Genomic DNA, 26,744 nt, shown 5'->3' with positions numbered 1-26,744 from the left:
CCGTCATGCAGCTCGACGTCGGTCTGCGTGAACCCCTCGTACGTGAACGCCAGCACACCCAACGAGATCGCCGCCGCGGCGACGACGGCGACCGAGGCGGTCGTCTTCCGACGCCGCTTCACCCACCGCAGCACGCCCACGTGACCCCCCGATGCCCGGACGCCCCGATCATGCCCTACCGGGGGCACCGGGCGCTGGACGCCGGCTGTGGCTCCTGCTGCGGAGTCAGGCGCGCGAGGTCTCGTACTCCTCGATGCGGCGCGCCTGCTCGGCCTCGTACTCCTCGAGCGCGACGCGGTTGCGCTCCTTCACGCGGCGACCGCGTCGCGAGACGATGCCACCGAACCAGATCGGCACCTCGCGAGCGATGAGGAACGTGACGATCGAGGCGGGTGCGAGCAGCAGCTGCGCGAGGTCCGAGGCGCCGATGCTCGTGAGCGCCCCGACGTTCCAGACGTTCGACTGCGTCTCGAGGAACGCGCCAGCGATGTGGGCTGCGTACGCCAGCGCCGCCACGATGAACCCGCCGAGCACGTGGGCCCACCAGCCTGCGCGGTTCACGATGAGCGTCGTCAGCCAGTACGCGACGAAGAACACCGCGACGGGCAGCAGCCACGCGGGCCGCAGCCACACGGTCTGCAGCTGCTCCTGCAGGTCGAACGTGCTCGTGAACAGGTACTCGACGCCGATGAGCGCCGCAGCGAGCAGCGCGCCGAAGATCACGGTCGACAGCAGCACGACGAGGAACCCGACGCCGCGGGCGCCCTTCCTCCGCGGCGGCGTGGGCGTCTCGACGAGCACGATGGGCGTGCCCGTCGCGGCGGCGCGGGCAGTCTCGTCGTCGACGGAGATCGACCCCAGTCGCTCGGTGCGCTGCTCGGCGGCGACGTCGCCGTCCGCGCGATCGGTGCGGCCGGTCGCGGGCTCGTCGACCTCGAACTGCGGCTCGCCCTGACGCTGCTCGGGCAGGAGCGCCGTCTGCGCGGGCATCGCCTCGGTCTGCGCAGGCTCGTCGGTGCGCGTCGGCGGCGCGGCCTCGGGCTCGTCGGTGGCGCCGAGGCCCGCGAACGGCGCGGTGTCGGCCAGGTCGGGGCGCTGCTCGCCGCGGAGGCTCAGGTTGGGGCGGCGGGGCTCGACGAGCTCCGGCGGCGTCGATGCCACGGACGCGCCGCCTGCGGCGATGCCCGCGCCCGCTGCCGCCGCACCCGCACCGGCGCCCGCGTCCGACGTCGGCTCGGTGCGCGCATCGTCGCGAGCCTCCGTCGCACGGGTCGAGGCGATCGCGTCGGCCGTCGCGGCGTCGCCCGGCGTCACCTCCGAGGAGTGCTCGACGGGCTCGTCCGGAGCCTGCTCGAGCGTGGAGCCCTCGGGCTCGGCATCGTGCGAGGGACCGCGCAGCGTCGACGGTGCGATGACGGTCGGCTCGATCGTGCCGCCGCCGGCGTCGTCCCACGTGCGCTGCCAGTCGTCGGCCTCGTCGACGGGTGGCTCGGCCGCGTTCGCGGGCGCGTCGCCCTGCGTCGGCATCTGCTGGGTCGGCGTCTCGCCTGCGGCATCCTGCTGCTCGGGCAGCTGCTGCGTGGGTGCGTCCTCGACGAGCGGCTGGTGCGCGTCGTGGTCGGCGACCGACGTCGACGCGTCCTCCGCCGACTCCCAGGGCTGCACGCCCTCGCCGTCGTCTGCACGGCCGTCGCGGTTCGTGGGGTCGCTCATCGTACGCTCCTTGCTCCATCGCGCAGCGGACTGCGCTGGGGCCCGAGTCTAGGCAGCGTGCACTGCCAGCACCGGGAGGCACGCCACGCTCGCCCGAGTCCCCTCGCGGAACGCCGAAGGGCCGCACCTGGCGGTGCGGCCCTCCTGCGTGGAACGGTCAGACGATCAGCGGTACACGCCCGGCTCGTCGCCGAACGAGTCGCCCGACGTGAACGAGTCGAAGTCGACGAAGTCCAGGTCGCCGTCGCCGAACGACGACGAGTCGCCGAACAGACGGTTCGGGTAGCGCTCCGCCTTCGCCTCCTCGGTCGCCTCCACCTCGACGTCGCGGTACCGGTGCAGACCGGTACCCGCCGGGATGAGCTTGCCGATGATGACGTTCTCCTTGAGGCCGACGAGGGAGTCGGTGCGGCCGTTGAGCGCCGCCTCCGTGAGCACCTTCGTCGTCTCCTGGAACGAGGCGGCCGACAGCCACGACTCCGTCGCGAGCGACGCCTTCGTGATGCCCATGACCTCCTGGCGGGCCGACGCGGTCTTCTTGCCAGACGTCAGCGCCGCGCGGTTGAGGTCGTTGTACCGCGCACGGTCGACGAGCTCACCCGGCAGCAGGTCGGTCTCGCCGTGGTCGACGACGGTGACCTTGCGGAGCATCTGACGGACGATGACCTCGATGTGCTTGTCGTGGATCGGCACGCCCTGCGACCGGTACACGTCCTGCACGCCCTGCACGAGGTGCTTCTGCACCTCGCGGATGCCGCGCACGCGCAGCACCTCCTTGGGGTCGACCGTGCCGATCTGCAGCTGCTCGCCCTGCTCCACGTGGTCGCCGTCGGCGACCATGAGGGTCGCACGACGCAGCACCGGGTACGCGATCTCCTCGCTGCCATCGTCGGGGACGATGACGATGCGCTTCGACTTCTCGTCCTCGTCGATGCGCACGCGGCCGGCGGCCTCGGCGATCGGCGAGGCGCCCTTGGGCGTCCGAGCCTCGAAGAGCTCCGTCACGCGGGGAAGACCCTGCGTGATGTCGCTCGCACCCACCGAGCCACCGGTGTGGAAGGTACGCATCGTGAGCTGCGTGCCGGGCTCGCCGATCGACTGCGCCGCGATGATGCCGACGGCCTCGCCGATGTCGACGAGCTTGCCCGTCGCGAGCGACCGGCCGTAGCAGGCAGCGCAGACGCCGGTGGCGGACTCGCAGGTCAGGACCGAACGGACCTTGACCTCCTCGACGCCGGCCGCGACGACCGCGTTGATCTGCACGTCGCCGAAGTCGGCGCCTGCAGCCGCGAGCACCGTGCCGTCGGGGGCGACGACGTCGGCAGCGAGCGTACGGGCGTAGACCGACGACTCGACGTTCTCGCCACGGACCAGCACGCCGTCGACGAGGTCGCCGATCGGCATGTCGAGACCCTTCTCGGTGCCGCAGTCCTCCTCGCGGATGATGACGTCCTGCGACACGTCGACGAGTCGACGCGTGAGGTAGCCCGAGTCGGCCGTACGCAGCGCCGTGTCCGCCGAGCCCTTGCGAGCACCGTGCGTCGCGATGAAGTACTCCGCGACGCTCAGCCCCTCGCGGTACGAGGAGATGATCGGACGGACGATGACCTCGCCCTTCGGGTTCGTCACCAGGCCGCGCATGCCGGTGATGTTGCGGACCTGGATCCAGTTGCCGTTCGCGCCTGCGGTGACCATGCGGTAGATGGAGTTGTTCTCGTCGAACGCCTCCTGCGTGGCCTTCTGCACGTCGTTCGTGGCGTTGGTCCACAGCTCGGTCAGGTCCTGACGACGCTCGGCATCGGAGATGAAGCCGTTGTCGTACTGGTCCTGGATCTTCTGCGCACCGACCTCGGCCTTGCCGACGATCGCCTTCTTCTCCTTCGGCGTGATGACGTCGGAGAGCGCGACGGAGATGCCCGAGCGCGTCGCCCAGTGGAAGCCGGCGTCCTTGATCTTGTCGAGCGTCTCCGCCACGACGACCTTCGGGTACCGCTCCGCGAGCGCGTTCACGATGAGCGAGATGACCGGCTTGGTGGTCGCCTCCTGCACGAACGGGAAGTCGTCGGGCAGCGTCTCGCTGAACAGCGCACGACCCAGCGACGTCTCGAGCAGGAACGGCTGTCCCTCCACGAAGCCCTCCGGCCGATCCTCGTCGCGGAAGTGGAGACCGTCCATGCGGATCTTCACGAGCGCGCCCAGGTCGAGCGAGTGCTGGTCCATCGCCATGATCGCCTCGGCGACCGACGAGAACGCACGGCCCTCGCCGATCGCGCCCGGCTTCACCGTCGTGAGGTGGTGCAGACCCGACACGATCTCGTGGGTCGGCAGCGTCACGGGGCGGCCGTCGGACGGCTTCAGGATGTTGTTCGACGCCAGCATGAGGATGCGGGCCTCGGCCTGCGCCTCCACCGAGAGGGGAAGGTGCACGGCCATCTGGTCGCCGTCGAAGTCGGCGTTGAACGCCGAGCACACGAGCGGGTGCAGCTGGATGGCCTTGCCCTCGACGAGCAGCGGCTCGAACGCCTGGATGCCGAGACGGTGCAGCGTGGGCGCACGGTTCAGCAGCACGGGGCGCTCGGAGATGATCTCCTCGAGCACGTCCCACACCTGCGGCTTCGCCCGCTCCACCATGCGCTTCGCGTGCTTGATGTTCTGCGAGTGCTGCAGGTCGATGAGGCGCTTGATGACGAACGGCTTGAACAGCTCGAGCGCCATCTGCTTCGGCAGGCCGCACTGGTGCAGCTTGAGCTGCGGGCCGACGACGATGACCGAACGGCCCGAGTAGTCGACGCGCTTGCCGAGCAGGTTCTGACGGAACCGGCCCTGCTTGCCCTTCAGCATGTCCGACAGCGACTTCAGCGCGCGGTTGCCGGTGCCCGTGACGGGACGGCCACGACGACCGTTGTCGAAGAGGGCGTCGACAGCCTCCTGCAGCATGCGCTTCTCGTTGTTCACGATGATCTCGGGAGCACCGAGGTCGAGCAGGCGACGCAGGCGGTTGTTGCGGTTGATGACGCGGCGGTACAGGTCGTTCAGGTCGGAGGTCGCGAAGCGACCACCGTCGAGCTGCACCATGGGGCGCAGCTCCGGCGGGATCACCGGCACGACGTCGAGCACCATCGCAGCCGGGCTCGTGCCCGTCTGCAGGAACGAGTTGACGACCTTGAGGCGCTTGATCGCACGGATCTTGCGCTGGCCCTTGCCCTCTGCGATCTCCCTGTGCAGGTTCTCGCCCTCGGTGACGAGGTCGAACGAGAGCAGGCGACGCTTGATCGCCTCGGCTCCCATGTAGCCCTCGAAGTAGTCGCCGAAGCGGTCGACGAGCTCGTGGAAGACGGCGTCCTCGGGCTTGAGGTCGCCGACCTTCAGCGAGCGGAAGTCGTCGAACACGCGCTCGAGGTGCGCGATCTGCTCGTCGGTGCCCTTGCGGATCTGCGCCATCTCGCGCTCGCCCGCGTCGCGGACCTTGCGCTTCTGGTCGGCCTTCGCGCCCTCCTCCTCGAGCTGGGCGACGTCGGTCTCCAGCTGCTGGAGGCGCTCCGCGATGCCAGCGTCGCGGCGCTTCTCGAGCTCGGCCATCTCGAGCCGGATCTCCTGCTCGATGCCGGGCAGGTCCTCGTGGCGACCGTCCTCGTCGATCTCGATGATCATGTACGCCGCGAAGTAGATGACCTTCTCGAGGTCCTTCGGCGCCATGTCGAGCAGGTAGCCGAGGCGGCTGGGCACACCCTTGAAGTACCAGATGTGCGTCACGGGGGCGGCGAGCTCGATGTGGCCCATGCGCTCACGGCGCACCGACGACTTCGTGACCTCGACCCCGCAGCGCTCGCAGACGATGCCCTTGAAGCGCACGCGCTTGTACTTGCCGCACGAGCACTCCCAGTCCCTGGAGGGACCGAAGATCTGCTCGCCGAACAGCCCATCCTTCTCGGGCTTGAGCGTGCGGTAGTTGATGGTCTCGGGCTTCTTCACCTCGCCGTGGGACCACTTGCGGATGTCATCCGCGGTCGCCAGGTTGATCCGGAGCTCATCGAACGTGGTTGCGTCGATCAATGCTTGCTTCCTGTCAGTTCTGAATCTTGGTGGCGGCCGGTCAGATCTCGTCGATCGACGAGAGCTCCGGACGCGAGATGTTGATGCCGAGCTCCTCGGCCGTGCGGAGTGCCTCGTCCTCGTCGTCACGCAGGGTGACGACCTCGCCGGCGGCGTTGAGCACCTCGACGTTCAGGCAGAGCGACTGCATCTCCTTCATGAGCACCTTGAAGGACTCGGGGATGCCGGGGTCGTGGATGTTCTCGCCCTTGACGATCGCCTCGTACACCTTCACGCGACCGACGATGTCGTCGGACTTGACGGTGAGGAGCTCCTGGAGCGTGTAGGCCGCACCGTATGCCTCGAGCGCCCACACCTCCATCTCGCCGAATCGCTGGCCACCGAACTGCGCCTTGCCGCCCAGCGGCTGCTGGGTGATCATCGAGTACGGGCCCGTCGAACGCGCGTGGATCTTGTCGTCGACGAGGTGGTGGAGCTTCAGGATGTACATGTAGCCGACCGAGATCGGGTACGGGTACGGCTCGCCAGAGCGACCATCGAACAGTCGAGCCTTGCCCGAGCCGTCGATGAGGCGGTCGCCGTCGCGCGTCGGGAGCGTCGAGTCGAGGAGACCGATGATCTCCTCCTCCGTCGCACCGTCGAACACGGGCGTGGCGACCTTCGTGCCGGGCTCCGCCTTCAGGATCTCCTTCGGCAGGTTCTTCGCCCAGTCCGCCTTCGTGTCGGCATCCCAACCCGTCGCCGCGATCCACCCGAGGTGGGTCTCGAGCACCTGACCGAAGTTCATGCGCTTCGGGATGCCCAGCGGGTTCAGGACGATGTCGACCGGCGTGCCGTCGGGGAGGAACGGCATGTCCTCCTCGGGCAGGATCTTCGCGATGACGCCCTTGTTGCCGTGACGGCCGGCGAGCTTGTCGCCCTCGGTGATCTTGCGCTTCTGCGCGATGTAGACCACGACCTTCTCGTGGACGCCCGAGCCGAGCTCGTCGTCGCCGTCCTCCGCGTTGAAGTGCTTCACCGCGATGACGGTGCCCTGCTCGCCGTGGGGCACCTTGAGCGACGTGTCGCGGACCTCGCGGCTCTTCTCGTTGAAGATCGCGCGCAGCAGGCGCTCCTCCGCGCTCAGCTCGGTCTCGCCCTTCGGCGTGACCTTGCCGACGAGGATGTCGCCGGGACGCACCTCGGCGCCGATGCGGATGATGCCGCGCTCGTCGAGGTCTGCCATGAGGTCGAGGCTCACGTTGGGGAGGTCACGGGTGATCTCCTCCTTGCCGAGCTTCGTGTCGCGCGCGTCGACCTCGTACTCCTCGATGTGGATGGACGAGAGGACGTCCTCCTTCACGAGGTTCTGGCTGAGGATCATCGCGTCCTCGTAGTTGTGGCCCTCCCACGGCATGAACGCCACGAGGAGGTTCTTGCCGAGCGCGAGCTCGCCGTTCTCGGTCGCGGGACCGTCGGCGATGACCTGGCCGACCTCGACGCGGTCGCCTGCGGAGACGATCACGCGGGTGTTGTACGACGTGCCCTGGTTCGAGCGGTCGAACTTGCGCAGGTAGTAGTCCTGCGTGCCACCCTCGTCGAGCTGCACGGTGACGACGTCGGCCGAGACCTCGGCGACCACGCCTGCCTGCAGCGCCGTGACGACGTCGCCGGCGTCGATGGCTGCGAAGCCCTCCATGCCGGTGCCCACGAGCGGCGAGTGGCTGCGCAGCAGCGGCACGGCCTGACGCTGCATGTTGGCGCCCATGAGGGCGCGGTTCGCATCGTCGTGCTCGAGGAACGGGATGAGGCTCGTCGCGACCGACGCCATCTGGCGGGGCGAGACGTCCATGTAGTCGACGTCCTCGGGGGCGATGAGCTCGACCTCGCCGCCCTTCTTGCGGATGAGCACGCGCTCGGAGGTGAGCTTGCCCTTCGCGTCGAACGGCGAGTTCGCCTGCGCGATGACGTGCTCGTCCTCCTCGGAGGCGGTGAGGTAGTCGATCGTCTCGGTGACGACGCCGTTCACGACGCGACGGTACGGCGTCTCGATGAAGCCGAACGCGTTGATGCGGCCGAACGTCGCGAGACGACCGATGAGGCCGATGTTCGGGCCTTCCGGGGTCTCGATCGGGCACATGCGGCCGTAGTGCGAGGGGTGCACGTCTCGCACCTCGACGCCTGCGCGCTCGCGGCTGAGGCCACCGGGGCCGAGCGCCGAGAGGGTGCGCTTGTGGGTCAGGCCCGCGAGCGGGTTGTTCTGATCCATGAACTGCGACAGCTGCGACGTGCCGAAGAACTCCTTGATCGCGGCCGACACGGGTCGGACGTTGATCAGGGTCTGCGGCGTGATCGCCTCGATGTCCTGCGTGGACATGCGCTCGCGCACGACGCGCTCCATGCGAGCCAGGCCCGTGCGGACCTGGTTCTGGATGAGCTCGCCGACCGCGCGGATGCGACGGTTGCCGAAGTGGTCGATGTCGTCGGTGTCGAGGCGGATGTCGACGACCTCGCCCTTGCGGGTGCCCGGCAGCGTCGTCTCCTCTGCGTGGAGGGCGACGAGGTACTTGATCGTCGCGACGATGTCGGCGACGGACAGCACGGAGTCGCTCATGGGCACGTCGATGCCGAGCTTCCGGTTCACCTTGTAGCGGCCGACCTTCGCGAGGTCGTAGCGCTTCGGGTTGAAGTAGAAGTTGTCGAGCAGCGCACGCGCAGCCTCGGCGGCGACCTGCTCGCCCGGACGGAGCTTGCGGTAGATGTCGCGGAGGGCGTCCTCCTTCGACATCACCGGGTCCTTCTCGAGGGTGGCGAGGATCGACTCGTAGCCTGCGAACTCGCGGGCGATGTCCTCGGTCTCGAGACCGAGGGCCTTGAGGAAGATCGTGACCGACTGCTTGCGCTTGCGATCGATGCGCACGCCGACGGCGTCGCGCTTGTCGACCTCGAACTCGAGCCACGCACCGCGGCTCGGGATGACGCGAGCCGAGTAGACGTCCTTGTCGGAGGTCTTGTCGGCGGTGCGCTCGAAGTAGACGCCCGGCGAGCGGACGAGCTGGGACACGACGACACGCTCGGTGCCGTTGATGATGAACGTGCCCTTCTCCGTCATCAGCGGGAAGTCGCCCATGAAGACCGTCTGCGACTTGATCTCGCCGGTCTCGTGGTTCATGAACTCGGCGGCCACGTAGAGGGGCGCCGCATACGTCTTCGAGCGCTCCTTGCACTCGTCGATCGTGTACTTCGGCTCCTCGAGGCTCGGCTCGGAGAAGGAGAGTTGCATCTTCTCGCCGAGGTCCTCGATGGGCGAGATCTCCTCGAAGATCTCCTCGAGACCCGACTGGCGGGAGACGTCGTCGCGTCCCTCCGCGTCGGCGAGGGCGAGCCGATCCTGCCAGCCCTTCGATCCGATGAGCCACTCGAAGCTCTCGGTCTGGAGAGCGAGAAGGTCGGGGACCGTCAGGGTCTCGGGGATCTTCGCGAAGCTCAGACGGGCGGCGCTGCGCCCGGTGATGGCATCTGCCAAGGTGACTACCTCCGTGCCGCATGCGGGTTGCAGCCGCTGCGGGTCGACGTCGTAAGGTGAGGTGCTCGCTGTCTCCGACTGCGCTGTGGGCGCACGCCGACCGCAATATGAGGGCATGGGGAGTCCAGGAGCAAAGTCCTACGATACGCCCGGGCGATTCGCCTGTCCACTCCCCGGCGTGTCTCGCGATCCGCATCGTGTGCGCTGCGGGCGAACGCACGACGCATCGGGCACCGGCTCCCGGCCGGCGACGGCGTCGGCTGCCGCGTCAGGCAGCGACGTCGAGCGCCGAGAAGAGCGTCGCGAGATCGTCGTCGACGATCGCGAGCCACGTCGGTTCCGTCACGACGACCTCGAGCAGCACCCGCTGCCCGTCGCGCACGCCCCATCGCCGATCGACGACGACGGGCGCCCCCGACGCCAGCGTGCCGACGGCGAGCGCATGCCGCGCCTCGTCGAGCCGCGGATGCTCCACGGCGTCGAGTCGCTGCAGCCCGCCGGACGCGAGCCCGGACATCGCGACGTCGCCCTCCTGCTCGTCCGCGACCGGCGAGGCGAGCAGGTGCGCCACGACGAGCGACGCGCCCTGCTGCGAGACGTGCAGCACGCGACCGACGACGTCGGGGCTCGGCGGCGCCATCCGCGCCGCCTGCGCCATGAGCGACGTCCACTGCTCGCGCGTCTCGGCCGTCGCATCCGCGCCCGCGAGCGCCGAGCCGAGCTCGGAGCTCCACGCCTCCACGGCATCCCACCGCTCGACGGGGAACGCGAGCGGCACCCACAGCCACATCCCGAGCTCGACGCCCGGGTCGACGCTCACGGCCGCCATCGGAACGTCTCCGCGATCGCGTGGACGAGGCCGGTGAGCGCGACGAGCGCAGGCCCGCCCTGCTCGACGCCGGGGTGCACGATGGCGCCGCGCAGCATCGCGCCGCGCCGCGTGCCCGCCGTCGGGAACGGGTAGACGTACGTCACGTGGCGCGTCTGCACGTCGCCGACGCCCGGGCCGCCCTGCACCTCCGACTGCCACCGGAACACCGGCCCCATGATCGTGTCGAGGCGCTCGACCTCGTCGTCGACCCGATCGCGCAGATCCGCCTCGAGGTCGTCGCCGCGCGCCGCCCACGGCGTCACGACGATCGTCGCAGGCGTGCCGCCCTCGATCGTGGGCTGCACGGGCATGTAGATGGCGAGCGCCCGCTGCTCCCGCAGCCGCTCCCACTGCTGACGCACCATCGACCGCAGCTGGCCGTCGAGATCGGGCCTGCCGACCTCCCGCATCCGCGAGCGCAGCACCTCCTCGAGCTCGGCGCGCCCCTCGTCGGTCGGCGCGAAGCGCCCCCACGACGGTGGCGTGACGACCGTGAAGCCGCTCGGCTCCCGCCCCTCCTGCTGCAGCAGCTCGTCTCGCAGGCTCATCCGATCCTCCCCTGCCGCGCCCGCAGCGCGGACCTCCTCAGCTGCTCGTGCCGCACGAGCAGTGCGACGAACGCGGCGAACGCGAGCGGCGCACCCAGCCAGTGCCAGCCGAGCACGATCCCGGAGTCGTTCCACGTCACCGCGACGCCCGTCGGGTCGACGTGCCACGCTGCGAACGCGAACGGCACGATCGCGAACGCGCCGCCGCCGACCGCCGCGAGCCACGCGACGTCGCCAGCGGCGCGCTCGTCGGCCGTGACGAGGCAGATCGTCGCGAGCACCACCGAGACGAGCGTCGCCGCCACCATCGCCCACGCGGGCACGACGAAGATGGGCCAGTCGAGCACCGCCCAGTCGGCTGCCTCGTCCGTCGCACCGAGCCGAAGCCCCGCGAGCGTCGCGTGCAGCACGAGGTGCGCGACGAGCAGGGCATACGACGCGATCGCGAGCGCGACGTACGCGATCCGCGCACGACCGTACGCGCGCCCGTACCGCTCGGCCGAGCCCGCGAGCGGCGTCGAGCCTGGCACCATGCGCGCCGCTGCCACGGATCCCCCTCGTGTCGGAACGTCCCGTCGAGCGTACGTGGCCGCCCGGGGTGCTCGCTGGACGCTACGGACGCCCGAACGACGGCGTCAGGCCGACCGTGCTGCCGACGCCGACGCCGAAGCTCGTGAACCAGTTCACGATGCCCGGCGCCAGGCTGCCGAAGGTGCCCGCGTGCTGCGTGATGATCGAGCTCAGCGTGCCCAGCATGGGATTGCCCATCCTCGCGATGTCGTCGCCGTACTGCACGAGCTGCGCCGCCCTCGAGCCGTGGCCCATGTTCGTGAACAGCGCCAACGGGGTGCGCGCGATGCTCGGGATGCTCCCCGCAGCGCCGGGAGCGCCAGGCACGAGCCTGCCGATCGTCGCGAAGTCGTCGATCGAGCCGACGGCCTGCGCGCCCTTGCTGAGGTAGGCGCCGAACCCGAGCGTCGCGACGCCGACGGCGCTCCACACGATGTCCGACACCGACGCCTTGCCGTTCGCGTACAGGTAGACCGTGCCCGCGAGGTGCGCGGTGGCGAGCACCGCCGACGTCGCGAGGATGATGGTCGACCACGGCGACGACACGACGAACAGCGCGACGACGGCGAGCACGATGAGCGCGACGCTGATGGCGGTCAGCACGCCTGCGACGGCATCCCACCAGCCGTCGTCGTTGTCGGCGAGGTCCATCGCCTCCGCGACGCCGTCGGCCGCGAGGTCGTACGCCGTGCGCCAGTCGTCGACGACGGTCTCGTACTGCGACCACAGCGCGTCGCGATCCTCCTGCGTCGCCGTCACCGCCTGCGCCGCGTCCTGCACGTCCTGCTGGTGCTGCTCGACGTCGCCGACCGGCATCCCCGTGCTCAGGGCGCTCTGCTCGCTGACGGCCGACTGGTACGCGATCTCGGCATCGCGCACCGACTGCTCGTGCTGCACCATCCACAGGCGCGCGTCGCGCAGGGCAGACGCGTACGGCAGCAGCGCGTCGCCGGTGCCCTCGTAGCGCACGCCTGCGGCGAGCAGATCGGCGTGCACGCCCTCGGCATCCTCTGCGAGGGCGTCGGTGCCCATGCTCTTGTGCACGGCCGAGCTGCCGATCTCGTCGAGCGCCGCAGCGGTCGTGCGCATCTGCTCGCCGAGGGCGCTGAGGTGCGTCGCGGTGCGCTCGATGACGCCCGGCGAGCCCGCGAACTGCTCGAGCGGGTAGGACTTCGTGGGAGAGAGCATCCTCAGCCGACCTCGAGCGCGGCCGAGGCCTCCGCCTCCCACTCGTCCCAGCCGTCGATGATGCCGACGAGGTGCTCGTGGATGCCCTCGAGCCGACCCATGAGGTCCTCGCGGTTCGACGCCCAGTTCGCCTCGAACCAGCCGACGCGGTCGCGGAGCCTGCCCTCGCCGTGCGGGTTCGACACCGCCTCCTCGAGGTCGTCGTTCGACGAGGATGCGTCCTCGAACGCCTCGACGGAGGCGGCGAGTCCGTCGCGCGCGTCACGCAGTCGGGCGAGATCGATCATGATGTCCACGGCGTGGGCTCCAGGGTCGTCGGGCGGGGATGCTCCGACCGTACGTGCCCTGGCTGGACGTCGCCATGGGGAGGACTGCCCACGGCGCCTGGGATGCTGGAGCCGTGACGGCACTCCCCTCGACGACGCTCTCGAACGGCATGCACGCCGAGGTGCGCTTCGCAGGCGAGGGCGGCTACCAGCTCGTCGTCGACGGCACGCCCCAGTCGCACGTCGACCCCGAGCGCCCCGAGCTGCTCGTCTACGAGTACGTGCAGCGCATCGGCCACGTGCTCGACGCCATGGCTCCCGGCCCCCTCACGGCCGTGCATCTGGGTGCCGGGGCGCTCACGCTCCCGCGCTACGTCGCCGCGACGCGGCCGGGCTCGCGGCAGCAGGTCATCGAGCTCGAGCCCGGCATCGTCGAGATCGTGCGCGAGGTCGCTCCGCTGCCTCGCGGCGAGAGCATCCGCATCCGCTACGGCGATGCGCGAGCCGTGCTCGAGCGTCTGCCTGCAGGGCTGCTGGGCGTGTGCGACCTCGTCGTCGTCGACGTCTTCGCGGGCTCGCAGACGCCGGCGCACGTCACGTCGATGGAGTTCCACGAGCGCGTGCGCGCGCTGCTGGCGCCAGAGGGCGTGCTGTGCGTGAACCTCGCCGACGGCAAGGAGCTGCGATTCGTGCGCTCGCAGCTCGCGACGCTCTCGGCGGTGCATCCGCACGTCGCCGCCATCGCCGACACGGGCTTCCTCAAGGGCCGTCGCTACGGCAACCTCGTCGCGGTCGCATCGCCAGCGCCGCTGCGGCTCGACGGCGTGCCCGCTGCGCTGCAGCGCGACCCGTGGCCTGCGAAGGTCGTCGTGGGCGACGAGCTGCGCAGGTTCGCGGCGAGCGGCGCGATCGTGACGGATGCGACGGCGCTGCCCTCGCCACCCCCGAGCCGCTCGGTCTTCGGATAGCGGGCGCACAGCCTCGAGGACGCGGATCGGCGTGTCTTCGACGCGCCAGGCGATGCGTCCCGCAGACGTCGGAGGTCGGGTGCAGGATGTGCGCATGCATGCGGTGCTCGGCTTCGACGTGACGACGTTGCGCCCCACGGTCGACGTCGCCGCCGCGACGGCCCGCATCGACGCCATCGGCGTCTCGCGGGCGATGGCCGACCTCGCCGAGCGGGCGTGGCTGCTGCTCGCCGTCGGCCGTGTCGACGAGGCGGCCGGCAGCGCCGCGCGGGCGCTCATGGTCGCTCGCGCGACGGGCGACCGCCGCGAGAGCGCGCGCATGCGGCTGCTGCGCTCGGCGATCGCCGTCGGCGGCGGGCGCATCGCCGCCGCGCTGCGCGACTGCGACTCGGTCGTCGACGAGGCCCGCGCCTCCGGGTGGGCTGCCGTGCTCGCCGAGGCCCTGCACGAGCGCGGCGTGGCACGCTTCGCCGCGCAGCGCTGGCGCGAGGCCGCCGACGACCTCGGCGAGTCCCTCGCGCTGCTGCGATCCGCGGCGCGCGGCGACGAGGCGAGCGGATGGGACGAAGCGGTGCCGACGCCCGAGGCGATCGACGCCGCCGAGGTGTCGGTGCTCGTCGCCCTCGACCGTGCGGATCGCGCGGAGGGCGCGAGCGGACGCGCTCGGCCCACGCATCCGCTCTTCGGCGCACGCTGACGGCCGAGCGCGCCGCCGCGTCAGTGCGCCGAGTAGCCGCCGTCGACGAGGTGGTAGCTGCCGGTGATGAACGACGCGTCGTCGCTCAGCAGGAACAGCGTGAGCGCCGCGACCTCCGCGTCGGTGCCGAGTCGCTTCGAGGCGTGCTCGGCCTCGAGCGCCTCGATCGCCTCGGCCGAGAGCGACGAGCGCAGCAGCGGCGTGTCGATGAAGCCTGGCCCGACGGCGTTCGTGCGCACGCCGTCGGCCGAGTACTCGAGCGCCGCGACCTTCGTGAGCCCCGCGAGGGCGTGCTTCGTCGTGACGTACGCGGCGTTCTCGGCGATGCCGACGGTGCCGAGCACCGACGCCATGTTCACGATCGCGCCGCCGCCGGCTGCGACGATCGCGGGCAGCTGGGCATGCAGGCCGTAGAAGACGCCGTCGAGGTTGATGGCGCGCACCCGATCCCACGCGTCGACGTCGTAGTCGCCGATGCGCTGCGGCGCAGCACCGATGCCCGCGTTGTTCACGGCGAGGTGCAGGCCGCCGAACGTCTCCTGCGCGAACGCGACCGCCGCCTGCGCCTCGTCGGCCTTCGCGGTGTCCTGCGCGAACGCGGCGGCCGAGCCGCCCGCGGCGACGATCTCGTCGGCGATGCCCTGCGCCGCCTCCAGGCGGATGTCGGTCACGACGACCGCCGCCCCCTCCGCTGCGAGCCTGCGCGAGATCTCCGCGCCGATGCCGCTGCCACCGCCGGTGACGATCGCGACCTTGCCTGCGAACCTGACCATGCCGGTCCCTCTTCCCTGCCTCGTGCGCTCGGACGCCGGTCGGCGCCCGGGGAGGGTCGCGGCGCGGGACCGGTGCTGCGCGTGCGGCGTCGAGCGGTGCCGGCGGCGCGTCGACGAGACCTCCACCTCGATGCAACCGGCGCGCGACGATCGTGTTCCCGCGGCGGGCTCGCCGCACCCGCGGGCGCGCACGTGGGCGGTCGGTGCGACGATGGACGGGTGAGGATGCACGAGCCGCCCGTGGCGGGTGCGCGCAGCATGCGCGGCACGGCTGGCGACCGTGGCTGACCTCGCTCGCGTGCGCGTGTGGGCCGAGTCGCTCATCCGCATCCACCTCGACGACTCGTGGTCGTTCAGGTTCGACCACGCGCGTCGCCGCGCAGGGCTCACCGACCACGGTGCCAAGCGCATCTCGGTCTCCAGGCACCTCGCGGCCCGCTACGACGACGACGAGGTGCACCAGGTGCTGCTGCACGAGGTCGCGCACGCGCTGGCAGGCTTCGACGCCGCCCACGGGCCGCGGTGGAAGCGCGTCGCGCGCGAGATCGGCTACGAGGGCGGCCGCCTGCACCACGGTGAGATCGCGACCGAGCTCGCGCCGTGGGTGGGCAGGTGCCCTGCCGGCCACGAGCACCACCGGTTCCGCCGCCCGACGCGCGCCGCGAGCTGCGCGCGATGCTCGAAGCGGTTCGACGCCGCGCATCGCATCGCATGGGAGCGGGTGCGATGAGCGACCTCGACGACCGCCAACCGGCCGACCGCGCAGGCGCTCGCGGCGCGCGCATCGATCTGCAGCCCGGACATCCCGCGGCGGCGCACGGCACCCTCGCGACGACGGCTGGATCCGCGCGGCTGTCGAGCGGGCAGGAGGCGAGCGTCGTGCCTCTCGACGACGGCTGGGCGCTCGAGGTCGACGGCCTCAGGCAGTCGCACGTCGGCCGCGACGACCTGCCATCGCCGCATGCGACGGTGCGGTGGATGCTCGCGGGGCTCGCCGCACCGCTCGCAGCCGACGCCGCGCCGCGCGTCGCGCATCTGGGCGGCGCGGCCATGAGCCTCCCGCGGCAGGTGGCGTCTGCGAGGCCCGACGCGCGACAGGTGGTCGTCGAGCTCGAGCGGGCGATCGCCGAGCTCGTCGTCGAGCACGCCCCACCACCCGCCGGCGTCGACGTCGTCGTCGACGACGGCCGCGCGTGGCTCGAGGCGGCGACGCCCGCGTCGTTCGACGCGATCACGATCGACGTCTACGCGGGCGGTCGCATCCCGCCGGCGTTCACGTCCCTCGAGTGCGCACGCGCTGCCAGTGCTGCGCTCGCCGAGCACGGCGTGCTCGTGGTGAACGGCGTCGCAGGGCCCGAGCTGGGCTTCACCGCCGCGCACCTCGCGAGCCTCGAGGCGGCGTTCGGCCACGTCGCCCTCATCGTGCAGGGCTCGGTGCTCGCCGGTGCCCGGTTCGGCAACGCCGTGCTGCTCGCGAGCGGCCGCCCGCTCGCCGTCGACGCGATCCGCGCTGCGCTGTCTGGCGACGCGTCGCGCGGAGCGCTCGTGGCCGACGTGTCCGCGATCGTCGCGGATGCCGCGCCGCTGCGCGACGCCGACGATCGCTGGTCGCCCGAGCCCATCCGCTCGGCGTTCATCCCGCCGCGGGGCTGATCCGCTGCACCCGCTCGCAGCGGTCGCCCGGGCGTCGGCGCGTCAGGCGCGCGCGCTCACCTCGCGAGTCGCGGCCTCGGCGCGCACGAGGTGCGCGGTGGCTCCGCGGAGGGCGACCGCTGCGGCGCAGGCCACGGCCGCCTGCGGGGAGTGGAAGTCGATGCCGCGCTCGGCGAGCGCGTCGACGACGCGACCGGCCACGAGCGTGTCGGCGACGCTGACGCGCACCGAGCCGTCCGGCCAGACGTCGCCAGCGGCGGCGATCGTCACGGATGCCCGACGACCCAGTCGCGCCTGCTCGGCGAGCACGGCGTCGGCGATCTCGTCGGCGGTGTCGATCGCCGCCGCGAGCACGAGGCCCGCGGGCGCTGCACGCAGCGCGTCGCCCGTCGCGCCGGCATCGGCGTCGGCGACGATCACGACGTCGGCGGGGTGGGCGCGCAGCGCCTGCGCGCCCCACTCGAGCTGCACCTGGTAGTCGGCGGACATGGCGCGAGCGTACGCACGGTCACGCGGACGCGGCACGTCCGGCCGTCATGGAGCGTCATGCGGGCCGCGGGAGCGGCTCGGCGACGCCGAGGGCGTCAGCGCAGGGCGCCGAGGTGGGCGAGGGCCGTGCGCACGAGCGCGCCGCGGCCGCCCTCCATCTCGGAGGTCACCGTCTCGGACGCTGCCTGGTCGGGCGTGAGCCACGTCATCTCGAGCGCGTCCTGCCTGGGCTCGCACGTGCCGGTCACGGGCACGATGAACACGAGCGACACCGCGTGCTGGCGATCGTCGTGGAACATGCCGTCGGCCGGCAGCGGCATGTACTCGGCGACGTGGAACGGCGTCGGGCACGGCGGCAGCTGCGGGAAGGCCATGGGCCCGAGATCCTTCTCCAGGTGCCGGTCGAGGGCGTCGCGCAGCGTCTCGCCGTGCATGACGCGGCCGGAGACGATCGTGCGCGCGATGGTGCCGGAGGCGCCGACGCGCAGCAGCAGACCCACGTCGGTGACGCGGCCCTGCCCGTCGAGGCGCACGGGCACGGCCTCGACGTAGAGCATGGGCAGGCGGCGCCTCGCCTCGACGAGGTCGTCGTCGCTCAGCCATCCGGGATTGCGGTCGGGAGTGCGCACGGCCATGCCCCCATCGTGGCATCCCCGGGCCCATCCGCGTGCCACGCCGCGGTCGAGCCATCGCCGACTGGGCCTGCGTCGACCGGTCACTCCATGCGGTGATCGGTCGCTCGTCGCGACCACCCGTGACCAGTCCCCGACCACGAGCGACCAGTCGAGGCCACGAGCGCCCAGTCGATCGCGCGCACGTCGCGGGCTCGGCCTATGCTGACGCCGAGCGCCGCAGGCGCCCGAGAGGAGCGGCCATGGCCACCTTCACCACCACCCTCGTGCAGCAGGGCGACAACGTCGGCATCGACGTGCCAGAGGCGATCGTCCTCGGCTTCGGCACCGGCAGGCGCGTGCCCGTGCTTGTGACGCTGCACGGGCACGTCTACCCCTCGACGATCGCCGTCATGGGCGGCAGGTACCTCATCCCCGTCTCGGCGCAGATCCGCGCGGCTGCGGGCGTCGCGGGCGGCGAGACGCACGACGTGACCCTCGAGCTCGACGCCTCGAGCCGCGACACCCCCGTGCCCGACGACCTCGCCGCAGCGCTCGACGCCGCGGGCGTGCGCGCCGCGTTCGACGCGCAGTCGCCCTCGCGGCGCAAGGAGCACGTGCGCCAGGTCGAGTCGGCGAAGGCCGACGACACCCGAGCGCGTCGGGTCGCGAAGGTCGTGGAGTCGGTCGCATGAGCGACGCGCAGACGCACGCGATCGACGCCGACGTCGTGCTGTGGCGCGACGGCGTCGACGGCCGCGCCAGCAGCGACCTGCTCGTGGTCATGCACGGGCTCGGCAGCCACGAGGGCGACCTGTTCGCGCTCGCCCCGTTCCTGCCGGACCGGCTCACGATCGCCGCGCTGCGAGCACCCCTGCCGTACGGCGACGGCTTCGCCTGGTACGCCGCAGGCAGCCAGACGTCGACCGACTCGGCGCTCATCGACGCATCGAGCCGCGGCGTGCTCGCCTGGCTCGACGGCCTCGAGGACGAGTTCCGCTCCGTGAGCCTCCTGGGCTTCTCGCAGGGCGGCGCGATGACGCTGCAGCTGCTGCGGCACGCGCCGAGCCGCTTCGCAGCCGCGGTGCAGCTGTCGGGGTTCGTCTTCGCGGGAGATGCCGTCGGCGATGCGGCGCTCGCCGCCGCCGACCCGCGCGTGCCCGCGTTCCAGGCGTGGGGCTCGGCCGACGACGTCATCGAGCCCGAGGCGACGACGCGCACCATCGCATGGATGCGCGACCACACCGACGTCGAGCAGCACGAGTACACGATGCCGCACTCGATCGTCGCCGACGAGCTGCGCGACGTCGTCGCGTTCCTCGACCGGGTGCTGCCGGGCTGAGCCGGCGGTCAGCGCGACGAGCGCGGCGACCTGCCGCGCACGATGCCGACGAGCGCCTGCACGTCGTCGCCGTCGCGATCCTGCAGCCACGCGAGCGCCACGGTCGTGGCGGGGAGGTCGTCGACGGGCAGCGAGGCGACGTCGCGGCGATGGTGCAGCCTCGCGATCGACTGCGGCATCGTCGCGATCCCCGCACCCGAGGCGACGACCTCGACGAGCTCCGACCACGTCATCGCGCCGCGGTCGACGACCGACTCGCCCTCGAGGTCGGCACGCGCGACCGACGCGAGATCGGCCGCGACGTGGTCGCCCGGCACGACGACGAAGGCGCGCTCGTCGTACAGCCGCACGAGGTGCAGGCCCTGCTCGTCGACCGGCAGGCGCACGATGGCGGCGTCCGCCTCCCCTGCGCGCAGCGCGTCGAGCTGCGCAGCCTCGTCGACCATCTCGTGCTCAAGCCGCTGCGGCATCCGCTCGATCCAGGCGCGGATCCACTTCGCAGGCGTCGCGCCCTCGACGTAGGTGAGCCTGAAGGGCTCGGCCGGTGCCGCCGGCGCCTCCGGCTGGGCGGGCTGCGTCGCACGCGCCGCGCGCTGCGGCCGCTTCGGCGCGGCCGCGCGTCGCTGCGACGCGGGCCTGGCGGGCCTCCCCGGCCGCGGCGAACGTCCGCCGCCCTTCACCATGCGCGCTCCAGCACGACCGACTGCTTCGCGAGCGTGAACCCGAGCCGCTCGTACAGGCCGACGGCGCCGGTGGGCGACTCGGAGTCGACGTCGAGCACCGCTCGCTCGAGCCCCGCATCCCGTGCGGCCTCGAGCGTGCGGGTGAGCACGCGCGGTGCGATGCCGAGGCCGCGACGATCGCGGACGACGCCCACGAGCGCGACGTACACCGATGAGTAGCCGGCGACGGCGGTGTCGTCCGGGTCGTGCTCGGCGAGGCTGAAGCCCACGATGCGCTCGCCCTCGACGGCGACGGCCGAGAGGTCGGGTCGCAGCACGGGGCTGCCTGCGAAGCGTCCCCACCGCTCGGGCGTCGTCGGCTGCGAGCCCCAGTGGTCGCGGAAGGCGTCGTTGCGGGCGATGCGTCCCGCCTCGAACAGGTCGGGCGTGAACGGCACGATCGTGAGGCCGCCATCGTCGAGCGGCACGATCGGCTGCGACAGGTCGCGATGCAGGTCGGTGAAGTAGCGCGCGACGCGGTACCCCGCACCCGTGAGGAACGGCACTGCCGACGTCTCGGATCCCGCCCACGAGTGGATCTGCGCGGGCAGCGCGTCGTCGCCGTGCTCTCGCAGCCGCTCGACCGCGCGCCGCTCCTGCCACGCGAGCAGCGAGGCGCCGATGCCCTCGCGACGCGCGCTCGGCACGACGGTGCCGCCCGCGAACACCCGCCGCACGTCGACCTGCCCGTCTGGCATGACCGTCGACCCGAAGGCCACGACGGCTCCGTCGCGCTCGCCCACGACGAGGTCGCGGTCGACGTCGACGTGGCTCGCCTCGAAGTCGTCGACGACCTCTTGGAGCGGGATCTGGAACTCGGGGTGGTCGACGCGGCCGGCGAGGTTCAGCGCGGCGTGGATCGCGGGTGCGTCCGCGACGGTCGGTCGCCGCCACGCGACGCCCGCGACGGCGTCGGGCAGGCCGGGCTCGCCGAGGTCGGGGACGCGCGCGGAGATGGGGGCGATGCTCATGCCTGAGAGCCTACGGTCGCCGCGCCCTCACGTTCGAGCAGCCTCCACCAGCAGCGTGGCGACGCCACGGGCCGCGTCGGTCGTGTGGCGCGCATCGCGCAGCCGCATGGCGAGATCGCCCGTCACGACGAGCAGCAGGCGCTCGGCGAGCGCATCGGCATCTGCGACGCCCGCCTCGACCGCGAGCGCGCGCAGCCGGTCGCGCAGCGCGTCGCCGTCGAGCCGCACGGCCTCGGCGACCTCCGCGGGGGCGTCGGCGTACTCCGCGGCGGCACCGAGGAACGCGCACCACCGCGAGCCCAGCGGCCGCTCGCGGAAGTCGTCGAGCGCGTCGAAGACGGCGAGGATGCGCGCGGTGGCGTCGGGCGCCGCCTCGACGGCGTCGTCCCAGCAGGCGATCCAGGCGGCGTGCCTCCTGCGGAGCACGTCGGCGACGAGCGCCTCCTTGCTCGCGTAGCCCCGGTACAGGGTCGCGCTCGACACGCGAGCCCTCGCGAGCACCGCGTCGACGGGCGTCGCGACGATGCCGTGCGCCGCGAAGAGCTCGTCGGCAGCGTCGAGCAGCCGTGCTCGCGTGGAGGTGCGCATCGCCATGCCGCCACCCTAGACTCCAAACATGAAACGCACGTTTTTGTTTTGGCGCGGCGCATCGCCCGTGCCGCTCGTCGCCAGCAGCCTCGCGCTCATCGCCGCGACGTACGGGCTCGTGCGACTCGCGTTCGGGCTGCTGCTGCCCGACGTGCAGCGCGAGCTCGGACTCGACGTCGTCGCAGCCGGCGCCGTGTCGGCAGGGGCATCGGCGACGTACTGCGCCTGCGCGGTCGTCGGCTTCCTCCTCGCCGCACGACGCCCTCGCACCCTCGTGGTCGCGGCCACCATCGGCGGCGCCGTCGGCGCGATCGGCATGGCGAGCGCCCAGGATGCCGGCGTCTTCGCGGTCGCGGCGATCCTCGCGTCGTCGGGCGCGGGCCTCGCCTCGCCCGCGCTCGTCGCGCTGCTCACCCGCGACGCCTCGACGCGGTCGCACCCGCAGCTGCAGGGCGTCGTCAACGCCGGCACGGGCCCGGGCCTCGCGGTCGCCGCGATGCTCGCGATCGCGCTCGCCGACTGGCGGGCCGTGTGGATCGTCGCCGCCATCGCGACGACGGCCGCGGGCGTCGCGACGCTCGCAGCGTTCCGCGACGCCGAACCCGACGACGACGCCCCTCGGGCCCTGCGAGGACGCAGCACGCCCCAGGACCGCTCCAAGCCCCTGCTCCGGCGCAGCACGCCCCAGGACCGCTCCAAGCCCCTGCTCCGTCGCAGCACGCCGCCGGACCGCTCCGTGAGGTGCGAGCGGAGCGAGCCTCGAAGGGAGCACGCACACGATCGCGGAGCCGACGACGTCGGCGAGGCCCGCGGACCCGACAGCAGACCGGCCGCGCGCGCGTGGCTCGCAGCGCACGCGACGCCCACCGTCGCCGCGCTCCTCATGGGTGCGGGCTCGGCCGCCGTGTGGAGCTTCGGCCGCTCGATCCTCGTCGACTCGGGCGCGACCTCGACCCTCTCGATCGTCGCGTGGATCGGCATCGGCGTCGGCGGCGGCCTGGCCGTCGCGACGGCAGGGCGCCTCGAACGCCTCGGCGCGCGGAGGGCGTGGACGCTCACGAGCGCGGCGATCGCCGCGTCGACGGCGGCGATCGCGGCCGCGGCGACCGTCGCGCCCGCCGCCATCGCCGCCTGCATCGTCTTCGGCTGGGCGTACACGGCCGGCACGAGCGCGCTCATCGCGTGGACGGCATCCATCGACCGTGCCCGCGCGGCATCCGGCACCGCGATGCTCTTCGTCGTGCTCGTGCTGGGGCAGGCCGTCGGTGCGGCAGCGCTCGGTGCGGCAGCACCGCACGTGGGCCTCGCGGGCGCCTTCGCCATCGCCGCCGTCGTCGCCCTCGCGGCGGTCGCGGTGCCCGCCGCGCCGTTCGCTCGCCGGCGCGTGCCTACGAGGACGACGGCAGACTGATGTCATGCCGACCCGCATCCTGCTGCTGTCCGACACGCACCTGCCCGTGCGCGCGAAGGCGATGCAGCAGCAGGTGTGGGCGCTCGTCGACGACGCCGACCTCGTGATCCACGCGGGCGACTGGGTGCACGCCGACCTGCTCGACGCGCTCGAGGCGCGGGCGGCGCGCATCGTGGGCGTCGCCGGCAACAACGACGGCGACGAGCTGTGGTCGCGGCTCGGCGAGATCGCACGCGTCGAGGTCGAGGGCGTGCGGTTCGCCGTCATCCACGAGACGGGCGCCGCAGCCGGCCGCGAGCGCCGCTGCGACGCGCGCTTCGGCCCCACCTCGCCCGAGCCTGCCGACGTGCTCGTGTTCGGCCACTCCCACATCCCGTGGGACTCGACGACGCCAGGCGGGCTGCGGCTGCTGAACCCCGGCTCCCCCACCGACCGCAGGCGACAGCCCGTCGGCACCGTCATGACGCTGCTGGTCGACGGTGGCGAGCTGCGCGACGTCACGCTCGTCGAGACGCCGAGGTAGCCGGGGGGCCGCGACGTCGGATGCGTGTGCATCCGCTGGGAATCGACGCCTCGCTGGGCGACCCCGCCTAGCGTGGACGGATGGATCCCGCCTTCCCCAGCCCGACGCCTCCCGACCCGTCGCCGCTGGGCGGACTCGCCGACGTCTTCCCCATCGTCTTCGGCATCGCCGCGATCATCGTGCTCGCGGTCGCGGTGCTCGTCGTGGTGGGCATCGTGCGACGCAACGCTCGCCTGCGGTCGCTGGGCCACGACCCCATGACCATCGAGGCCGACATCGCCGATCGCATGGCGACCGGCAGGCTCACGACGCCCGATGAGGGCGGTGCGGCGGCGGCCGCTGGAGACGCCGAGCCGGCCGAGCCCGCCGAGCCCGCCGAGCCTGCCGAGCCGGCCAGGAGCGTCGCGGAGCGGCTCGCCGAGGTCGAGGAGCTGCACGCGCGAGGTGCGATCGACGACGCCGAGCGCGCCGCTGCGCGCGCTCGCATCCTCGGCGACGCCTGACCCGCCGGCCCGCGGCCGCCTCGTGCCATCGCGAGCGCCACGTCCCCGCCGCAGGAGCGAGCGCGTAGCGTGGGGGCATGGTCGCCGTCGCGCTCCTCCCCGCCATGCCCATCCCGATGTCGGGCATGCCGGAGTGGCTGCGCATCGCCGTCGGCGTCGTCGTGGTCGCTGCCACGCTCGTGGGCATCGCCGCGATGATCATGGCGATGCGTCGCAGCCGCGACCTGCAGGACGACGCACCTCCCCTGCCCCGCAGGCCGTGGTCGCAGCCGGACGAGCCGAGCGCCGGCTCCTGGTCGGAGCCCGGCCCGCCATCGCCCGTCGCGCCCGACGACGCGACGCTCGAGCGACGGCTCACCGAGCTCGACGACGCCCGCGCAGCCGGCCGCATCGACGCGAGCGAGCACGAGCGCGCTCGTCGGGCGCTGCTGGGCGACGACCCCGACGACACCCGGTCGTAGGCCGCCGCACGTGCCGCGAGGTGATGCCCAGCGGCGCACCGGGTGCGCTGGACACGCGCCGACCCGCCACGCATCGCCTCACGCGCCACGCGACCGGCAGACTGGTGGCATGACGGATCTGGATGAGGCATTCGTGGAGGCGGTCGCACAGACCGCCCTCCAGCTCGAGCACAACGGCACGCACGTGCTGCTGCGCGCCCCGGAGCAGGACGACGCCGCGATGCGTCCCGCCGCCTCCGGCGACGACGACGAGCCCGAGGACACGGGCGCCGTCGTGCTCGACGGCGGACGCTCGGACGCGGTGCTCGAGGTCGTCGTCGGCGGCGAGGTCGTCGGCGCGATCGTGCCGGTGGACGACGGCTTCGGCGTGCTCGTGCTGCCGGAGGACGGCGAGGACCCCTCCGGCGAGCAGGAGACGCTCGAGGACGCGCTCGACGAGCTCGGCGTCTGACCGCAGGATTCGCGTTTCGCAGGCGATCACGGGGGGCCGAGGGAAGATACCCCTCTGACCCCCGTGATCGCCTGCGAAACGCAACCCGCCCGGGGATGACGAAAGCCCCGACTCTTCGCAGAGTCGGGGCTTCTCGCTGGCGGTGACGGTGGGATTTGAACCCACGGTGGAGGGTTACTCCACACAACTTTTCGAGAGTTGCACCTTCGGCCGCTCGGACACGTCACCGTGGACGAGGATACACACCGAGCAGCCCCCGGCCCAAAACGGGGCGCGGGCGCATGGACGTCACGCCCCGCGCGGCAGCGCGCGCACACGGGCGCGGTCGACGAGCACCCGCGTCGGATCCGTGTCGCGGTCGTCGAGCGTCGCGCCGTCCTCGACCCAGCCGTAGCGCTCGTAGGCGGCCTCGGCGGGCGCGTTGCCCTCGAGCACCCACAGGTACGCGTGCGCGAAGCCGCCGGCGGCCAGTCGGCGCTCGACCTCGGCCACGAGCGCTCGCCCCACGCCTGCGCGCGCTGCCGAGGGGGCGACGTACACGCCTGCGAGCTCGCCCCATCCCTCGCGCTCCGGCAGCCGGGCGGGGCCGAACGTCGCCCATCCGACCACCTCGCCGTCGCGGTCGGCGACGACCATGTCGTGCCGCACGTCGCCGTCGGTACCCTCACCCGCGAGCGACCGGGTGAGCCACCGCGTCCAGCTCGCCGTGCGGTCAGCGACGTCGAGCGCGTCGAGCACCGCGTCGTCGATGAGGCCGCGATAGGCGTGCTGCCACGCCTCGACGTGGATGCGAGCGACGCCGGCCGCGTCGGCGACCGTGCCGTCGCGCACGACCAGGGTCACGCCTCGACCCGCTCGGCGAGGTCGCGCACCCGGCGATGCTCGAGCAGCGGCACGCGCACCCCGCCGTAGCCGAAGCGCTCGTCGATCCACGTGTGCCCGTCCGCGCGCCAGCCGTGCCGCTCGTAGAAGGTGGCCGCGCGGTCGTTGCCGTCGAGGACGAGGAGGCACGCGCGCGCGAACCCCGCGTCGCGCAGTCGCTCCTCGGCGGCGACGATGAGGGCGTGACCCACGCCCGAGGCCCACGTGGCGGCGAGCGCGTAGAGGGCGAAGAGCTGCCCGTGGCCAGGCAGGTCGTCCTGGTCGGTGGGGCCCGTGCTGGCCCAGCCCACGACGTGGCCGTCCCGCTCGGCGACGAGGTCGGCCGTGCGCGGGTCGACGTGGCGTCGATCCCAGTGCTCGGCACGGCGCTCGGCGTTGCCATCGACGTCCATGCGGCGCAGCAGCGCCTCCGGCATGAGGTGCTCGTATGCCGCGCGCCACGTCTCGACCTGCACCGTCGCGATCGCGCGGGCGTCGGCGACGGTCGCGGTGCGCACGGTCACGGGCGGAGGCTGCTCGGACATGCCTCGACGGTAGCCGGGTCGTGGGTGGGCTCCCTTCGAGGCTCGCTGCGCTCGCACCTCACGGAGCGGCTGGCGCGGCCGTGCGGTGGCGCTCGAAGCCGGCCCAGCCGGCGGCGTCGACGACGCAGAAGCGGTTGCCCTCCGGGTCCTGCATGATCACGTAGTCGGCGTCGTCCGGACGCCCATCCCACGGCACGACGACGGCGCCGAGCCCCTCGAGCCGGGCGACCTCCGCCGCCTGGTCGTCGGCGTACAGGTCGAGGTGGATGCGCGGCGGCAGCACCCGCTCGCTCGGGGCCGCGTCGAGCGAGACGTTCGGGCCCTCGCCCGATCGCGGGCGCAGCAGGGCGAAGTCGTCGTCGATCGGCTCGCGGGGCACGGAGTCCAGCGCAGCCGACCAGAATGCAAGCTGCGCGCGCAAGTCTCGCACGCGGATGACCACCGACCCGACGACGAGCATG

28 protein-coding genes and 1 tRNA gene are annotated in these 26,744 nt (G+C 72.3%); 11 read left to right on the top strand and 18 right to left on the bottom strand.

All coding sequences use genetic code 11. The features are described 5' to 3' along the window. Nucleotides 1–225 precede the first annotated feature (225 nt). The 8 genes from ACZ6H8_RS07565 to ACZ6H8_RS07530 form a co-directional block, all read right to left on the bottom strand. The gene (locus tag ACZ6H8_RS07565; RefSeq protein ID WP_464146025.1) at nucleotides 226–1,713 is read right to left on the bottom strand and encodes a hypothetical protein; all 1,488 of its coding nucleotides are present in this window, start codon (nucleotides 1,711–1,713) and stop codon (nucleotides 226–228) included. A gap of 165 nt (nucleotides 1,714–1,878) precedes the next feature. Continuing rightward, nucleotides 1,879–5,766 (bottom strand): DNA-directed RNA polymerase subunit beta', encoded by a 3,888-nt coding sequence (locus ACZ6H8_RS07560; protein WP_464146023.1) that lies wholly within the window; start codon nucleotides 5,764–5,766, stop codon nucleotides 1,879–1,881. A gap of 40 nt (nucleotides 5,767–5,806) precedes the next feature. After that, nucleotides 5,807–9,271, bottom strand: coding sequence for a DNA-directed RNA polymerase subunit beta (rpoB, locus tag ACZ6H8_RS07555; RefSeq protein ID WP_464146021.1), 3,465 nt, complete (start codon nucleotides 9,269–9,271; stop codon nucleotides 5,807–5,809). Nucleotides 9,272–9,539: 268 nt separating this feature from the next. Continuing rightward, a complete protein-coding gene (locus tag ACZ6H8_RS07550; protein WP_464146019.1) occupies nucleotides 9,540–10,091 on the bottom strand; it encodes a hypothetical protein in 552 nt (183 codons plus the stop codon). Continuing rightward, entirely contained in the window at nucleotides 10,088–10,690 is a 603-nt protein-coding gene (locus tag ACZ6H8_RS07545) for a hypothetical protein (RefSeq protein ID WP_464146017.1), read from the bottom strand. Before ACZ6H8_RS07545 ends, ACZ6H8_RS07550 begins: the two co-directional genes overlap by 4 nt. Next, nucleotides 10,687–11,238, bottom strand: coding sequence for a hypothetical protein (locus ACZ6H8_RS07540; RefSeq protein ID WP_464146016.1), 552 nt, complete (start codon nucleotides 11,236–11,238; stop codon nucleotides 10,687–10,689). The genes ACZ6H8_RS07545 and ACZ6H8_RS07540 overlap by 4 nt, the downstream gene beginning before the upstream one ends. 64 nt (nucleotides 11,239–11,302) lie before the next feature. Further along, the gene (locus ACZ6H8_RS07535) at nucleotides 11,303–12,448 is read right to left on the bottom strand and encodes a hypothetical protein (protein ID WP_464146014.1); all 1,146 of its coding nucleotides are present in this window, start codon (nucleotides 12,446–12,448) and stop codon (nucleotides 11,303–11,305) included. A gap of 2 nt (nucleotides 12,449–12,450) precedes the next feature. Then, nucleotides 12,451–12,744, bottom strand: coding sequence for a hypothetical protein (locus tag ACZ6H8_RS07530; RefSeq protein ID WP_464146012.1), 294 nt, complete (start codon nucleotides 12,742–12,744; stop codon nucleotides 12,451–12,453). 65 nt (nucleotides 12,745–12,809) lie between these two features. Between ACZ6H8_RS07530 and ACZ6H8_RS07525 the strand changes: the two genes are divergently transcribed. Together ACZ6H8_RS07525 and ACZ6H8_RS07520 are read left to right on the top strand one after the other, a co-directional pair. Further along, a complete protein-coding gene (locus ACZ6H8_RS07525; RefSeq protein ID WP_464146027.1) occupies nucleotides 12,810–13,682 on the top strand; it encodes a spermidine synthase in 873 nt (290 codons plus the stop codon). Between the two features lie 94 nt (nucleotides 13,683–13,776). Beyond that, nucleotides 13,777–14,379 carry a hypothetical protein gene (locus ACZ6H8_RS07520; RefSeq protein WP_464146010.1) on the top strand — a complete coding sequence of 201 codons (603 nt, stop codon included), beginning with the start codon at nucleotides 13,777–13,779 and terminating at the stop codon, nucleotides 14,377–14,379. A 20-nt stretch (nucleotides 14,380–14,399) separates the two neighbouring features. Here ACZ6H8_RS07520 and ACZ6H8_RS07515 read toward each other — a convergent pair whose 3' ends face one another. After that, nucleotides 14,400–15,152 carry an SDR family NAD(P)-dependent oxidoreductase gene (locus ACZ6H8_RS07515; protein ID WP_464146008.1) on the bottom strand — a complete coding sequence of 251 codons (753 nt, stop codon included), beginning with the start codon at nucleotides 15,150–15,152 and terminating at the stop codon, nucleotides 14,400–14,402. A 280-nt stretch (nucleotides 15,153–15,432) separates the two neighbouring features. Here ACZ6H8_RS07515 and ACZ6H8_RS07510 point away from each other — a divergent pair, with 280 nt between their 5' ends. Both ACZ6H8_RS07510 and ACZ6H8_RS07505 read left to right on the top strand, forming a co-directional pair. After that, on the top strand, nucleotides 15,433–15,882 hold the full coding sequence (locus ACZ6H8_RS07510) for a SprT-like domain-containing protein (protein ID WP_464146006.1): 450 nt from the start codon (nucleotides 15,433–15,435) through the stop codon (nucleotides 15,880–15,882). Further along, the gene (locus tag ACZ6H8_RS07505; protein ID WP_464146004.1) at nucleotides 15,879–16,805 is read left to right on the top strand and encodes a spermidine synthase; all 927 of its coding nucleotides are present in this window, start codon (nucleotides 15,879–15,881) and stop codon (nucleotides 16,803–16,805) included. Before ACZ6H8_RS07510 ends, ACZ6H8_RS07505 begins: the two co-directional genes overlap by 4 nt. Nucleotides 16,806–16,847: 42 nt before the next feature. Here the strand turns inward: ACZ6H8_RS07505 and ACZ6H8_RS07500 are convergent, their stop codons facing one another. Both ACZ6H8_RS07500 and ACZ6H8_RS07495 read right to left on the bottom strand, forming a co-directional pair. Further along, nucleotides 16,848–17,294: a 2-phosphosulfolactate phosphatase gene (locus ACZ6H8_RS07500; protein WP_464146002.1), complete on the bottom strand. Its 447-nt coding sequence runs from the start codon at nucleotides 17,292–17,294 to the stop codon at nucleotides 16,848–16,850. A gap of 95 nt (nucleotides 17,295–17,389) precedes the next feature. Then, nucleotides 17,390–17,929: an NUDIX hydrolase family protein gene (locus ACZ6H8_RS07495; RefSeq protein WP_464146000.1), complete on the bottom strand. Its 540-nt coding sequence runs from the start codon at nucleotides 17,927–17,929 to the stop codon at nucleotides 17,390–17,392. Between the two features lie 239 nt (nucleotides 17,930–18,168). On the opposite strand from ACZ6H8_RS07495, the gene ACZ6H8_RS07490 reads away from it, so the two are divergent. Further along, nucleotides 18,169–18,600, top strand: a complete 432-nt coding sequence (locus tag ACZ6H8_RS07490) for a YdeI/OmpD-associated family protein (RefSeq protein ID WP_464145998.1) — start codon at nucleotides 18,169–18,171, stop codon at nucleotides 18,598–18,600. Next, complete coding sequence (locus tag ACZ6H8_RS07485; RefSeq protein ID WP_464145996.1) at nucleotides 18,597–19,247, top strand: alpha/beta hydrolase; 651 nt, start codon at nucleotides 18,597–18,599, stop codon at nucleotides 19,245–19,247. The genes ACZ6H8_RS07490 and ACZ6H8_RS07485 overlap by 4 nt, the downstream gene beginning before the upstream one ends. A gap of 8 nt (nucleotides 19,248–19,255) precedes the next feature. On the opposite strand, the gene ACZ6H8_RS07480 is transcribed toward ACZ6H8_RS07485, so the two are convergent. From ACZ6H8_RS07480 to ACZ6H8_RS07470, 3 genes are read right to left on the bottom strand one after another with little or no spacing between them, the layout of a single operon-like run. Beyond that, a complete protein-coding gene (locus ACZ6H8_RS07480; protein ID WP_464145994.1) occupies nucleotides 19,256–19,930 on the bottom strand; it encodes a LysR family transcriptional regulator substrate-binding protein in 675 nt (224 codons plus the stop codon). After that, nucleotides 19,924–20,940: a GNAT family N-acetyltransferase gene (locus ACZ6H8_RS07475; RefSeq protein WP_464145991.1), complete on the bottom strand. Its 1,017-nt coding sequence runs from the start codon at nucleotides 20,938–20,940 to the stop codon at nucleotides 19,924–19,926. Before ACZ6H8_RS07475 ends, ACZ6H8_RS07480 begins: the two co-directional genes overlap by 7 nt. Before the next feature lie 27 nt (nucleotides 20,941–20,967). Further along, nucleotides 20,968–21,534, bottom strand: coding sequence for a TetR/AcrR family transcriptional regulator (locus ACZ6H8_RS07470; RefSeq protein ID WP_464145989.1), 567 nt, complete (start codon nucleotides 21,532–21,534; stop codon nucleotides 20,968–20,970). Nucleotides 21,535–21,556: 22 nt separating this feature from the next. On the opposite strand from ACZ6H8_RS07470, the gene ACZ6H8_RS07465 reads away from it, so the two are divergent. The 5 genes from ACZ6H8_RS07465 (at nucleotide 21,557) to ACZ6H8_RS07445 (ending at nucleotide 24,877) form a co-directional block, all read left to right on the top strand. Then, complete coding sequence (locus ACZ6H8_RS07465) at nucleotides 21,557–22,939, top strand: MFS transporter (protein ID WP_464145987.1); 1,383 nt, start codon at nucleotides 21,557–21,559, stop codon at nucleotides 22,937–22,939. A 4-nt stretch (nucleotides 22,940–22,943) separates the two neighbouring features. Continuing rightward, nucleotides 22,944–23,462 carry a metallophosphoesterase family protein gene (locus ACZ6H8_RS07460; RefSeq protein WP_464145985.1) on the top strand — a complete coding sequence of 173 codons (519 nt, stop codon included), beginning with the start codon at nucleotides 22,944–22,946 and terminating at the stop codon, nucleotides 23,460–23,462. A gap of 80 nt (nucleotides 23,463–23,542) precedes the next feature. After that, nucleotides 23,543–23,965, top strand: a complete 423-nt coding sequence (locus ACZ6H8_RS07455) for a hypothetical protein (protein ID WP_464145984.1) — start codon at nucleotides 23,543–23,545, stop codon at nucleotides 23,963–23,965. A gap of 77 nt (nucleotides 23,966–24,042) precedes the next feature. Continuing rightward, nucleotides 24,043–24,426, top strand: a complete 384-nt coding sequence (locus ACZ6H8_RS07450) for a hypothetical protein (RefSeq protein ID WP_464145982.1) — start codon at nucleotides 24,043–24,045, stop codon at nucleotides 24,424–24,426. 109 nt (nucleotides 24,427–24,535) lie between these two features. Next, nucleotides 24,536–24,877: a hypothetical protein gene (locus tag ACZ6H8_RS07445; protein WP_464145980.1), complete on the top strand. Its 342-nt coding sequence runs from the start codon at nucleotides 24,536–24,538 to the stop codon at nucleotides 24,875–24,877. A gap of 137 nt (nucleotides 24,878–25,014) precedes the next feature. Here the strand turns inward: ACZ6H8_RS07445 and ACZ6H8_RS07440 are convergent. The 4 genes from ACZ6H8_RS07440 to ACZ6H8_RS07425 form a co-directional block, all read right to left on the bottom strand. Further along, nucleotides 25,015–25,105: transfer RNA gene (locus ACZ6H8_RS07440), tRNA-Ser, on the bottom strand. 60 nt (nucleotides 25,106–25,165) lie between these two features. After that, on the bottom strand, nucleotides 25,166–25,720 hold the full coding sequence (locus ACZ6H8_RS07435) for an N-acetyltransferase family protein (RefSeq protein WP_464145978.1): 555 nt from the start codon (nucleotides 25,718–25,720) through the stop codon (nucleotides 25,166–25,168). After that, a complete protein-coding gene (locus ACZ6H8_RS07430; protein ID WP_464145976.1) occupies nucleotides 25,717–26,283 on the bottom strand; it encodes an N-acetyltransferase family protein in 567 nt (188 codons plus the stop codon). Before ACZ6H8_RS07430 ends, ACZ6H8_RS07435 begins: the two co-directional genes overlap by 4 nt. 58 nt (nucleotides 26,284–26,341) lie before the next feature. Continuing rightward, the gene (locus ACZ6H8_RS07425; protein ID WP_464145974.1) at nucleotides 26,342–26,743 is read right to left on the bottom strand and encodes a VOC family protein; all 402 of its coding nucleotides are present in this window, start codon (nucleotides 26,741–26,743) and stop codon (nucleotides 26,342–26,344) included. Nucleotide 26,744 lies beyond the last annotated feature (1 nt).

This window comes from Agrococcus sp. AC640b, assembly GCF_979255995.1.
This window is presented reverse-complemented; position numbering and strand designations above follow the sequence as displayed.